The following is a 12,362-nucleotide window of genomic DNA, read 5'->3' as shown; positions in this document are numbered from 1 at the left end:
ATACTCTAATACTCGAAAACTTTTACTCTTTTACTTAATATAACATTATTCGGTAGGTTTGGCGTTCCTATACCCCCTAAAAAAACTTAACCCCACCGCCAAAGGCAGTGGGGTAAGCGTCCATCTATTCAACCCTAACCTATTAAACTATGAAAACTTAATATTCTCTTTAAAATTGAGTCTTATCGACCTAACATTTCGATAACGACTGGCGTTTCTTCTTGTTCAGTTTCCATCAACTCAATGTTTGATTGGTAATTCCACAAAACTTTAATTACGGCGGCAGTTGTTGCTACTTTTTTCTTCCAAATTTTCGCTTCCTCGCCACGTACTTTATTAAGTTTTGCTTCAATACTTTTTACGGCTTCGTTAAATGCTTCTTTCTTTTCGGTACTTACCATCAAAAACTTAGACGGCGATACGTTATATAAAGTAACAACTTCTGTAAAAATATTCCAATCGTTGGTCTTAACTAATTTTTTCGCATTTTTAGACATAAAGTCTGCGAAATGTACTTCAGCACCTCTTACTAATATTACTTCGTTCTTGGCTGAATCACGGTCATTTGCTTTAACAATATTTGCAGAAGTCATGAATGACCCTAATACTAATGCAAATATAATGGTTTTTAATGAATGTTTCATTGTTTTGTTCTATTTTCTTTGTGGATAACGATACAAATGTAGAACTAAAAATAATACAATCCAAATGCCTTATATGGTGCTATGCCAAATATTATTCTTAAAATGTTTCGATATTTCAATATAATTTGGAATTTATGGGTACTTTTGATCGTTAATGCCAAATAAAATTTGTATAAAAAAAGTACAACTTGTATAATATTCTAAATTAGAGAAAAGTAAAGATTCTTTGAAAAGTACAATCATTCGTTGTAAAAATTCATTGTTCTCTCTACACCAATTGTACAAAAATTCAAAATTATTTCGTCAGTTCGGTCTAATCGTGCGACCAACTGAATCATTTCGTCTTCATCAAAGGGTTTCAGTACATAATCAACTTGTTTGCCACGAGCAAATTCATTGCCGATGCCGAAGCGTAAACGAGTATAATTTGGTGTGCCGAGTTTTTCTTCAATATTTCGTAATCCATTTTGTCCACCGTGCGAACCTTTGGTTTTCATGCGTAATTTACCGAAAGGCAAAGCCAAGTCATCGCAAATAACTAACAGGTTTTCAACGGGAATTTTCAAAGCTTGTAACCAATAATTAATGGCGTTTCCACTAAGATTCATATAAGTAGTGGGTTTTATGCAGTAAATTTGTTTGCCTTTATGCTTAAATTCACCAATGTAGGCAAGTCTTTCCATTTTAAAAGAAAAACCCTGTTGAGCTGCTAGGCGATCGAGTGCCATAAAACCCACATTGTGACGAGTGAAGGTATATTCAGGACCAATATTACCAAGTCCAGCAATTAAATATTTCATAAACTCCAGCGATTCAATATTTTATAAATAATTTTTCTGCAAAGTTCTTAATATTTTATGCAATTAGCACATCTATTGCTTAGTTTTACAATTTAAAATATTAACCAATACGTTCCCTTTTGGGAGTCAGGAGTATGAAACGACTCATTCTTAGCAATCCGCTACTTGATATTACGCTCAATCGCTTATGTCAGCAGTTGATTGAAAACCACGGTGATTTTACAAGTTCAGTTATTCTGGGATTACAGCCACGAGGCATATTTTTGGCAGAACGTATTACCCAAAAGCTGAAAGTCGCCACAGGAATTGATATTAAATTGGGCTATTTGGATGCTACTTTTTTTCGAGATGATTTTCGTAGAAGAGATACGCCTCTTAAGCCCAATGAAACCAAAGTACCTTTTGTGATTGAAGGAAAAAAAGTAATTTTGATTGATGATGTGTTGGCTACAGGACGAATGGTACGGGCCGCTATGGATGCCATGCAGGCATTTGGGCGACCTGAAAAAGTGGAGTTGCTTTGCCTCATCAATCGCCGCTATGAGCGAGATTTACCTATACAACCAGATTATACGGGTATGCGTGTAAACACCCTCGATACGCAACGTGTGCTGGTAGAATGGAAAGAACAAGGGCATGAAGAAGACATGATTTGGTTGATTGGATGATTTTTGGAAGGAGATTTGTTTATTTACAAGTAATGAAAGAACAAACACAAAATGGCGAAACAATAAATATTGGGTATATAAGCTGCCAAAAATCAACTATTCAGGCAATCGTCATTTATGTAGCTTTCTAAGGATCAAAGGATTAGTTTTATGTAGCCTTTTTCAAATTAAAGTAGTAAAATAAGAAAAGACAAAAATGTTCGTTATCATAGACAACCATTGAAATAGGTAATAAAAAAATGATGTCTAAATGACTAAATATAAGTGTAACTTACTTATAGTCAGTAAACTATACTTGTAATTTAGTGAATAAAACTTGTGGCATGGTTGTTGAGAAAATGTATTTATCACGCTTTCTATACTCCTATGAAAAAGATAACTTGTTCGCTAAGTTTCTTAATTTGCTTACATTCCTATTTATCATTTGGACAAGTGCCGACTGAAAACGCTTTATTATGGGAAATTTCGGGCAAAGGTTTGCAAAAATCATCCTATCTCTATGGCACAATTCATGTGATTTGCCCCGATGAATTGAATATTTCGACTACTACAAAAACTATCTTCAATAAGACCGAACAGTTATTTCTTGAATTAGATTTAGACAACCCTGAGCTTTTTGCTGAAATGCAACGCTCAATGGCGAGTAATACGCATCTAAAAAACTTGCTTAAAGCCAATGATTACGAGCAATTAGCAAGTTTTTTTAAAGACCGCACGGGCTATTCGATTGACATGTTGGGTATGATTAAGCCTTTTTATTTATTGTCATATACTTACTCGCCAATGATTGGTTGCAGCCAGCCAGTTTCGGTTGAAAAAAGCTTTTTAGAGATGGCAAATAAGCAAAATAAAAGTATTTTCGGTTTAGAAACCCTAAAAGATCAATTATCTGTTTTTGAAAAAATTCCACAGCGAAAACAAGCAGATATGTTGTTGGAATATATCAAAGATTTTGAAAAAACGCAAGAATCTTTTCAGGCGATGTTGAAAGAGTATAAAGAAGAGAATTTGAATGCTTTAGTAAAATCCTCAGCAAATACCTATTCTACTCGGTATGAGCATTTATTGCTCGATAAAAGGAATAAAAATTGGGTAAAAAAAATACCTAAAATGAGTAGCCAAAAATCAACTTTTTTTGCCGTTGGAGCCGCTCACTTAGCAGGTGAGAAGGGAATTATTAATTTACTTCGTAAAAAGGGCTACACCGTTACAGCAGTTGTAAATGAATAGTTGCCAATTTTAGATTTGACTAAATTCTTTGCATTTTTCTGCCAAAAAATCAATTTGTTCCTCTTCATGCCATGCACTTAATACGATGCGAGTATTGGGTTTTCCTGCTTTTATTGGGTAGGCAAAACTGTAAATAAAAATACCATTTTCGAATAAAAAATCATATAAATCATCTTGCAAAGTATAATATACAGGATAATTGGGTAAAAAACTAAATAGCTGATTATTGGATATTTGTAAGTTAAAACGGTGAATATTTGATTGTAGGTTTTGCAGATTTCTTGCATAAATTTCATCAGCGTACATATAAGCATGCAGATACGCTGGGGCAATAGGCGAACATGAAGCAAAAAAAGCAGTATGCCGCAAGGTTTCAATAAAATCATTATCGCCAAAAACAACGCCACCTGCAATACCCATAGCTTTGTGTAAAGAACTGACTATGACTAATCTGATATTTGGGTTTACCGAAATCTGTTCAAAAATTCCTGAGCCATTTTTGCCTGTTATGCCTAAGCCATGAGAGTCGTCAATAATTAATGTAATTGCCTGATTGTGCGGAACGCCACCAATAGGTAATTGACTCGTCCAGTTAAAATCATAACGACTTAGTTTAAGAGCATCGCAAGAATTGCAAACGATTACTGAATGCAGAGCGTTTTTCTCTAAAATTTCATCTCCGATTGTAGTTGCCCAAGCCTCGAAACTGAGGTTTGGAAGACAAATATTGGGCTCGTGAAAATTGGCTGCGTGGCTGTGTGGGGCATAAAAAAAGGTAGCATTTTGTGTTTTTAAATATTGAGCAACCAATTGTCCAGCCAACATTCCTGATGATACTGTGAGAGATTTTTCTGAACCAACCCAACGAGCCATCTTTTCTTCGGCTTGCTCATAAATATCTAATTGTAAATTGCCATTGCGTGAACTGCCAAACGACATTCCGTAGCGATTCATGCCTTCAATCAAAAGTTTTTTGAAATCTTCGTCTTGGTTCATACCCAAGTAAGAAGTACCGCTAAAAAAATGATATTCTTTGCCTTTAAGCAAAATTTTGTTTGATGGCAATTGGTTGATTATAAACTCGTCAGACATTAGTTTTTTAATAATTTAAAAATAAATATTACCTCTTCATTTCCTTTTCGATACTCTCTTTATAAGTAAAAAAGTCAACTTGAAGTGTATGGCGAGGCGATTGTTTATAGCGTTTAATTAGCTTTTGTTTGTCTTCTTCAATTGATTGAAGCATGGTTTCTTTTGAAGGTAATTTACTTTCGCCTTTAATGATTTTTGCAACCCATTTCGACTGAATTTCTGCCAAAGGCATAATTGCCCCCAAAGGCTGAATCAATGCCATAAAGAACAAATTTTTGTAATCGGGATGAATCACTTTTTTGTACAAACGAATGTCATTTGACTCTTCAACATCAAATTCGACATAATGTTTTAAGAATGGAAAAGTAACTTTATAACCTGTGGCATAAACAATTATATCGAAATCTTGCTCAGTTCCATCTTCAAAAACAACTGTTTTTCCGTTAAATTCTTTAATATTGGGCTTAAATTTTACCAATCCACGCCCCGAAAGGTTCAATAAATCTTGCGAAAGAGTTGGGTGTTCGCTAAGTACGGGGCGATTAGGTTTCGGTACGCCATAATCTTCTTGCTTTCCACGTGCCAGCCATAGCGTTGCACTTAGCAAGGAACGTTGTAACCAAAGGGGGAGTTTTGCTGTGAGAGGGTTTGCCAAATTATCGAAAGGTGTACTCCAGATCCAGTTAGGCGTAATATACGCACCACTTCGAGTCGAAATGACTACTCTACCTGTGTGTAATCGAGCTGCTTCGCAGGCAATATCAACCGCCGAATTTCCGATGCCAACTATCAGCACATCTTTATTTTGAACTTGCTCGGCTTCTCTATAATAGTGTGAATGTAGAACCTCCCCCGTAAACTCCCCTTTAAACTCTGGAGTCGGAAAACGAGGATTCCAATGGTGACCATTTGCTACGATAATATATTGATAATCAAATGTTTGTCTATTATCAAGTGCAACTTTATACGTTCCGTCGGCATTTTTTACTATATCAACAACAGAAGTATTAAAGGTGATATTTTCTCGAAGCTTGAAATGCTCAACATAGTTTTCAAAGTATTCGATGATATTGGAATGATGCGGAAACATGGGAAAATCGTCTGGCATCGGGAAGTCAGAATACGACATTACCACACGGTTAGTGTTGATATGTAAACTTCGGTACGCTGACGATAAACCATTATCATTATTAAATCGCCAGACACCACCAATATTTGAGCCTTTTTCAAAGCAATCAAACGAAATGCCTTTTTCTTTCATGGCTTTTGCCGCAGTAATTCCCGACGACCCAGCACCAATAATACATACTTGCTTCATCTTTTATTTTTAAAATTCTATACAAAAATTAAAACAATCAATCCAGCTCCGTTTGAGCGGTTGGTATGATTAAATCCCGAATCATTCCTCCTGCAATCGAATTTTGGTGCAAATTATCGGGTGTTAGCTGAAAACCATGTTTGGTTGTTATTTCATCCCAAGTTTTGCCTAATAAATAGTGGCTAATTACCGAAAAATTGAGCAGTTTATAAGTTTCTTCAAAACGATGTTTCAAAGGTTTTGGATTTTTGAGTAAAAACTCCTTTTGTTTTTCACGTACAGGAAGATAGCTAACTTGTTTGTCTGTAGCCAATTGCTTTATAAAATCACTATATTTATCAGCTCGGAGATTAGCCTCATGACTCAAATCTTCACCCATCACGGGTAATGACATAATAGCAATTTTTGCCTTTGTTTTTTGTTTGAGTTGATTAATAATTTCAATATAATTTTTCTTGAAATCTTCAAAATTTGGCGAAATAATTTTATCAATTCTGCCTAATTGCTGATAACGTTTTTCAATTTTGAGGTGCATAGTCGAGTTCACATCATTTGTTCCTATCAAAATCGTTATAAAATCAGGTTTGCAAGCTATCACATCATCTATTCGGCGAAGTAAAGTATAAGTCAAATCGGAGTTTATCCCGGCATTAAAAATCTGATAATCAATTAGTTGTGAACTTAAATCATTGACCCAATTATAACTCACATTTCCGTGCGTATTACTATCTCCAAAACAGACAATTACCTTTTTTGTAGGGTCAATTTGCTGACGATTTTTCTCATTTGGGTAATTTTCAGGCATATGTTTAGATACTTTTTGATAAAGCCAAACATAAATAGCTCCCAAAACAAGAAATAAACAAAGAAATATCACTAAAATCATTATTTTTAAGGCTTTGGTTTTGTTGATAATTTGTAAAGTTAGTAAATTGTTTGATGTTAAAAAGTGTTAAATAAGGCATAATTTAGATTTTATGGCGTTAATTTCGTGGAGTAAAAGTATAATCACAAGAAAATGAATTTCCGTAATATTATCATTCTGATGTTGCTTGCTTTGATTGGTCTCATCGCCTTTCAATGGTATTGGATTGAAAATGCTATTTCGGTCAAAAAAGAACAGTTCGACCGTGATGTAAATGATGCCTTGCAAGCCACAGTAAAGCAAATAGAAAAACAAGAGGTAATGTTCTTGGCAAATCAACAGATGAAAGCTCAAGAACAAAAGCGACTTTTGGCGATTACGCAGCATCAAAATCAAAGAAAAAGAGTTCGTAAACCAACAGTTCAAGAACGGAATGCCTCAACAGTGCCGTTGGGTGAAACGTTGATAAATGCCGAGCCACAAGAAAGAGAAAATACTCGTATTGTTCGATTGCCTCAAGGCATTGGTAGTCAGATAGTTACGATTGCTCCATCTGATATTTTTTTAGCCGAACCAAGTTTTGAAATTCCTGCTCGACAGATGGGTTTGATAAGAGAAATGTTGGAAGAACAAAGTTTAGCTTGGGACGAGCTGAATCAACCCACTCGCTCTTTGTTGATGCGTCAGCGGAGTGTTGAAGATTTGATTCAAGCAATCAATCATCAGGTTGTTCAATTGAGTAGAACAAAGCGGAATCGTCCAACAAATAATATGGAGTTGAAGGTTGATAACGAAAATGGCGTACTTACTTATAACTATTACTATGAAAGTAATCTGCCAACCGATTCTCTCAATTTGATTGTGAGAAAAACGAATAAAGTAGATAGAGCAATAGAAATGCCTCGAAAGAGGCAAGAACACAATATCCAAACGAGCTATGAACGCACGAAAAACAAGGCAGAATTAGTGAGAAATGTTTTTAGCGATGTTATTCAAGGAAGTAGAGATATTTATGAACGTCTCGACCGCCAAACATTGGATACTTTATTGAAAAAAGAATTGCATAGTAGAGGTATCACGATTCCATATCAATATGGTGTAAAGAATGGTTCAAATATGATTTTTTCATCATTTGCAGTTAATTATAGCCCAGAATTGCTCAAAAAATCGCATAAAATGCTCCTTTTTCCAAACGATTTGCAGCCACAAAGTCATTTTTTATACGTCTATTTTCCTAACACACAAGATTTCATCTTACGAAATATGTGGACTGTTTTTTTGAGTTCGATACTATTGATTTTAATGATTGGCGGTGTGTTTTATAGTTCGGTTAGTACAATGTTGAAGCAAAAAAAGCTGGCAGATATTAAGAATGATTTCATCAATAATATGACGCACGAATTTAAAACGCCTATCTCGACGATTTCGCTTGCGGTGGAAGTGATGAAAGACAACGAAGTGAAAAAAGATAACTCAAAAATAAGTCGCTACCTTAATATTATTCAAGACGAAAATCGAAGGCTCGGTACGCAAGTAGAGAAAGTTTTGCAAATGGCATTGCTTGATAAAGGTGAAGTAAAACTTCGACTCGGAAGTGTAGATGTACACGAAACAATTGAACAAGTTTTGACTAACTTGAGTGTTCAAATCGAACAAAAAAATGGCATTGTAAACCTCGAATTAGAGGCAGAAAATCCAGAAATTGAAGCAGATGAAGTACATTTGACCAATATTATTTATAACTTGCTCGACAACGCCAATAAATATTCGCCTGAAAATCCAGTAATAACGGTTCGCACCGAAAATGTGGGTAATGCCTTGAAAATTAGCATTTTAGATAAAGGAATTGGCATGACAAAAGAGCAAGTTGTCCGAATTTTCGAACGTTTTTATAGAGTTCCAACAGGAAATTTACATGACGTAAAAGGCTTTGGTTTAGGTTTGAGTTATGTCAAAAAAATGGTAGAATCGCACAACGGGCAAATATTTGTCGAAAGTAAATTAGGCGAAGGAAGTAAGTTTGAAATTACATTTATACGTAGAGATGTACTGCATACCTCTTAAACAAGAAAAAAATGGCAAAAATCCTTTTAACAGAAGACGACCCAAACTTGGGAATGTTGCTACAAGAATATTTGGAAGCAAAAGGTTTCACCACTGATTTGGCTAAAAATGGCGAAGAAGGCATAAAGTTTTTCTTAGAAAAAGGTGGATATGATATGTGTATTTTTGATGTGATGATGCCGAAAAAAGATGGATTTTCGCTGGCAAAAGAAATCCGAATGAAAGATAAAGAGATTCCGATTATTTTTCTGACCGCCAAATCTATGAAAGATGATACGATTCAAGGCTTTAAAGTTGGGGCCGACGATTATATCACGAAGCCATTCAGCATGGAAGAATTGTTGATGCGAATGAAAGCAATTTTACGTAGAATTAGCAAACAAGAGCCTGATAATCAGATACTTAAATTTGAGATTGGGGCTTATAAATTTGATGCCCAAACCAATAGTTTGAGCATCAATTATTCTCAAAATAAACTTACTACCAAAGAATCAGAATTACTAAAACTACTTTGCCAAAATAAAAATCAGTCGGTCAGCAGAAGTTTTGCTTTAAAATTGATTTGGGGTGACGATAGCTATTTCAATGCCCGAAGCATGGATGTTTATATCACAAAACTAAGAAAACACCTCAAAGAAGATCCTAATTTGCAAATAATGAATATGCACGGTGAGGGTTTCAAGCTGATTTGTTAGATTACCTCATTCTATCAGCATCTTTTACTTTTTTCTCGTCGTTACGGATAAGGCGATTGGCTATCCAATTGAAGACCAAAGCTACGAACACACCCCAAAAACTAATACCAAAATTACCTTGGTCTTCGGGAGCAAAAAGTTTATTAGCATCAAACTGAATATGATAAACTGTTGCACCTAATAAACCTGCTCCGATAAGCGAATTTAGAGCCACAAAAAGCATTTGACGAACTCGGTTTTTGTATTGAAAAATAGTAAAAATCGCCAACCCAGCCGAAAGAATTGCCATTAATGCCAAATAATAAACAGGCTTGTTTTCTGCAACTAAGCTGCCTTTCATGTAAGTAAGATAATATGGACTTAGAGAAACCGACTCGCCAACCCCCACTTTATGCCAAGTTTGAGTAGCCAAAAAGAAAACCATGCAAATGGCAACGAGTAATAATAATAAAGATTGAATACGTTGTAACATTCCTATAAAAATTTAATTTTTTTTTTAATAATGTGCAAAAATACTCAATTACCCATTCATTCATTCACTCATTCACAATTTTTTTAATGTGTCAGCATCTCAATAATAGCACGATGTTCAGGAAATTCTTGTAAAAGCGTTTGTTGCTTGGGCATTTCAAAATCATCAAAATCAAATCCTGGGGCAACAGTGCAACCAACCAAAGAATAGCTATTTTCGGAGGTGGGTTTACTTCCAAACCAAACTCCTGCGGGTACAACCGCTTGAAAGACTTCGCCTTTTTCGGGATTGTTTCCGAGCCTAATTATTTGCATAAACCCTTCATTATCAATATAATAGATATTCAACGAATCGCCAGCATAAAAATGCCACATTTCATCAGATTGTATGCGATGAAAGGCCGAAAAATGATGACTTTCCAACAAAAAATAAATGCCCGTGCTGTAATTTCTATTACCCGAAAAGCGTTTAGGAAGAGAGTTTTGTGTAATGATTTCTGTCGAACGATAAGTTTCAGCAAAGTAGCCACCTTCGGGATGGCTTTTCATTTTTAGCTTTTCGACCCAATATTTGGCAGGAAACATAGAAAAATCAAGTATAAGTAAATGTAAAGTCTTATTTTTGAACAAAATTACTGGAAATGCCCTCTTTTAAGCATATAATGAAAAATAAATTTGTCGTAACCCTTCTCGTTATTGGTGGAATTGTGTTGTTGAATGTTTTAGCATCTTTTGTTTTTTTTCGTCTCGACCTCACCGAAGAAAAACGCTATTCGCTTTCTGAAGCAACCAAATCTTTACTCGAAAATCTTTCTGAAAAAGACTCATCTGAGCAGCAAACTGTGGATGTTTTTGTAAAAATTTATTTAGATGGCGATGAACTCCCAAGTGGCTTTGAACGCCTCAAACGTGCCGTTACCGAAACCCTCGAAGAGTTTAAGGTTTATGGTGGAACAAACATTAACTATAAATTTATCAACCCAAATGCCGAAGCTGACACAAAAAAGCGTGAAGAGTTTTATGTGGAATTGGCAAAAAAAGGCATGAATCCAACTCGGGTGGTGGATACTAAAAATGGTCGTCAGGTCGAAAATATTATTTTCCCTTATGCTTTGGTGAGTGTGGCAGGAAAAGAAGTGCCAGTTTTATTGCTAAAAGGCACGCAAGGCAAAACCGCCGAAGAGAAATTGAATCAATCTTATGAAAATGTTGAGTACGAATTGGCAACAGCTATCAGAAAATTGACTTTGAGAGAGCGAAAAAAAATTGGACTTTTAGCAGAGTTTACGAAGTTAAAGCCGCTCAATTTTTCTGACTTAATCGCCTCATTACAAGAGCGTTATGATTTGTTTATCATTGATGCCAAAAGTTCACCAACTTTTCAAGGGCTTGATGCAATGATTTTACCGAAACCCGATTTTCCAGTAGATGACAGCACCAAATATAAAATCGACCAGTTTGTAATGAGCGGCGGACGAATGTTGTTTTTCGTTGATGGATTAAAGGTAGATTCGGTTGGTTTGGAAGGAAATTATGCTCAACCTTTAGACTTGAATTTGACCGATTTGTTGTTCAAATATGGCGTTCGGATAAACTCAAATATCATAAAAGATGCAGGAAGCAGTGCTATGATTCCGATGGTGGTCGGTGACATGGGCGATAAACCAAATATTCAGCCAGTACCATATAGATATTATCCACTTATAAGTAATTTTGGCAAAAGCTTGATAACCAATAATTTAGATTTGGTTTTTAGTCGTTATGTAGCCTCTATCGACACCGTAAGAGCAGATGGAGTTACAAAAACACCATTATTAATGACCACACCTTATACCAAAGTTTTGAACGCTCCCGCTTTTGTAACTTTTAATGAAGCCCGTACCGAAGCCGACCAAGCCGAATACCAAGGAGGTGTGAAAACAATTGCATATTTATTGGAAGGGAAATTTCAGTCATTATATAAAAATCGTTTATTGCCAAACGACCCAAAATTTGCCAATTTTAAGTTCGAAAGTTTACCTACCAAAATTATCGTTTGCTCAGATGGCGATTTGATAGTCAATGAAGTAAGTCAAAAAACGGGTAATCCGATGCCTTTAGGTTATGATAAAATCTCGAAACACACTTTTGGTAATAAAGATTTTATGATGAATGCCATTGACTATTTGATTGATGAAAATGGCGTGATTCAAGCACGTGGAAAAGAAGTGAAACTTCGTCCACTTAACAAACTTCGCACCCGTGACGAGCGAACTTTCTGGCAAATATTAAACATCGGTCTGCCCGTTGGCTTAGTGCTTGTTTTTGGTTTTATTCTGCAATGGTGGAGAAAAAGAGAATATGGCATTTAGTGAGAAATTACGAATTTAGAATTATGATTTACGAGTAATTTATTAATATTTATGATTTTTTCACATTAGACATTTTGAACACTAAATTATTATATTAACGTGCGTTTGTGCGACCTTTGCAAAAAAAAGCGATATGCAATACTTAAAAATACGCCAAAACGAAC

General features: G+C 35.3%; 12 protein-coding genes. 5 read left to right on the top strand and 7 right to left on the bottom strand.

The features are described 5' to 3' along the window. Window positions 1–182: 182 nt before the first annotated feature. Both ACH2CJ_RS03295 and pth read right to left on the bottom strand, forming a co-directional pair. The gene (locus tag ACH2CJ_RS03295) at window positions 183–644 is read right to left on the bottom strand and encodes a hypothetical protein (protein WP_394990699.1); all 462 of its coding nucleotides are present in this window, start codon (window positions 642–644) and stop codon (window positions 183–185) included. A 239-nt stretch (window positions 645–883) separates the two neighbouring features. After that, window positions 884–1,444, bottom strand: a complete 561-nt coding sequence (gene pth / locus ACH2CJ_RS03290; RefSeq protein ID WP_394990697.1) for an aminoacyl-tRNA hydrolase — start codon at window positions 1,442–1,444, stop codon at window positions 884–886. Window positions 1,445–1,578: 134 nt separating this feature from the next. Between pth and pyrR the strand changes: the two genes are divergently transcribed. Together pyrR and ACH2CJ_RS03280 are read left to right on the top strand one after the other, a co-directional pair. Beyond that, a complete protein-coding gene (gene pyrR, locus ACH2CJ_RS03285; RefSeq protein ID WP_394990696.1) occupies window positions 1,579–2,112 on the top strand; it encodes a bifunctional pyr operon transcriptional regulator/uracil phosphoribosyltransferase PyrR in 534 nt (177 codons plus the stop codon). A 366-nt stretch (window positions 2,113–2,478) separates the two neighbouring features. After that, window positions 2,479–3,342, top strand: a complete 864-nt coding sequence (locus tag ACH2CJ_RS03280; protein ID WP_394990694.1) for a TraB/GumN family protein — start codon at window positions 2,479–2,481, stop codon at window positions 3,340–3,342. A gap of 9 nt (window positions 3,343–3,351) precedes the next feature. On the opposite strand, the gene ACH2CJ_RS03275 is transcribed toward ACH2CJ_RS03280, so the two are convergent. Genes ACH2CJ_RS03275 through ACH2CJ_RS03265 form a run of 3 tightly spaced genes read right to left on the bottom strand, consistent with a single transcriptional unit; the run spans window position 3,352 to window position 6,557 of the window. Next, window positions 3,352–4,434 carry an aminotransferase class I/II-fold pyridoxal phosphate-dependent enzyme gene (locus ACH2CJ_RS03275; protein WP_394990692.1) on the bottom strand — a complete coding sequence of 361 codons (1,083 nt, stop codon included), beginning with the start codon at window positions 4,432–4,434 and terminating at the stop codon, window positions 3,352–3,354. 28 nt (window positions 4,435–4,462) lie between these two features. After that, window positions 4,463–5,752, bottom strand: a complete 1,290-nt coding sequence (locus ACH2CJ_RS03270; protein ID WP_394990691.1) for a flavin-containing monooxygenase — start codon at window positions 5,750–5,752, stop codon at window positions 4,463–4,465. 37 nt (window positions 5,753–5,789) lie between these two features. Then, window positions 5,790–6,557 (bottom strand): SGNH/GDSL hydrolase family protein, encoded by a 768-nt coding sequence (locus ACH2CJ_RS03265; protein ID WP_394990689.1) that lies wholly within the window; start codon window positions 6,555–6,557, stop codon window positions 5,790–5,792. Between the two features lie 213 nt (window positions 6,558–6,770). Here ACH2CJ_RS03265 and ACH2CJ_RS03260 point away from each other — a divergent pair, with 213 nt between their 5' ends. After that, complete coding sequence (locus tag ACH2CJ_RS03260; RefSeq protein ID WP_394990687.1) at window positions 6,771–8,681, top strand: sensor histidine kinase; 1,911 nt, start codon at window positions 6,771–6,773, stop codon at window positions 8,679–8,681. Between the two features lie 11 nt (window positions 8,682–8,692). Next, window positions 8,693–9,376: a response regulator transcription factor gene (locus ACH2CJ_RS03255; RefSeq protein ID WP_394990686.1), complete on the top strand. Its 684-nt coding sequence runs from the start codon at window positions 8,693–8,695 to the stop codon at window positions 9,374–9,376. 1 nt (window position 9,377) lies between these two features. Here ACH2CJ_RS03255 and ACH2CJ_RS03250 read toward each other — a convergent pair whose 3' ends face one another. Together ACH2CJ_RS03250 and ACH2CJ_RS03245 are read right to left on the bottom strand one after the other, a co-directional pair. Then, entirely contained in the window at window positions 9,378–9,848 is a 471-nt protein-coding gene (locus tag ACH2CJ_RS03250; protein WP_394990684.1) for a DUF4293 domain-containing protein, read from the bottom strand. A gap of 83 nt (window positions 9,849–9,931) precedes the next feature. Beyond that, on the bottom strand, window positions 9,932–10,432 hold the full coding sequence (locus ACH2CJ_RS03245; protein ID WP_394990683.1) for a cupin domain-containing protein: 501 nt from the start codon (window positions 10,430–10,432) through the stop codon (window positions 9,932–9,934). 77 nt (window positions 10,433–10,509) lie between these two features. Here ACH2CJ_RS03245 and gldG point away from each other — a divergent pair, with 77 nt between their 5' ends. Then, on the top strand, window positions 10,510–12,198 hold the full coding sequence (gldG, locus tag ACH2CJ_RS03240) for a gliding motility-associated ABC transporter substrate-binding protein GldG (RefSeq protein WP_394990682.1): 1,689 nt from the start codon (window positions 10,510–10,512) through the stop codon (window positions 12,196–12,198). The last annotated feature ends 164 nt before the right edge of the window (window positions 12,199–12,362 follow it).

This window comes from Emticicia sp. (assembly GCF_043780375.1).
Lineage (GTDB): Bacteria > Bacteroidota > Bacteroidia > Cytophagales > Spirosomataceae > Emticicia.
This window is presented reverse-complemented; position numbering and strand designations above follow the sequence as displayed.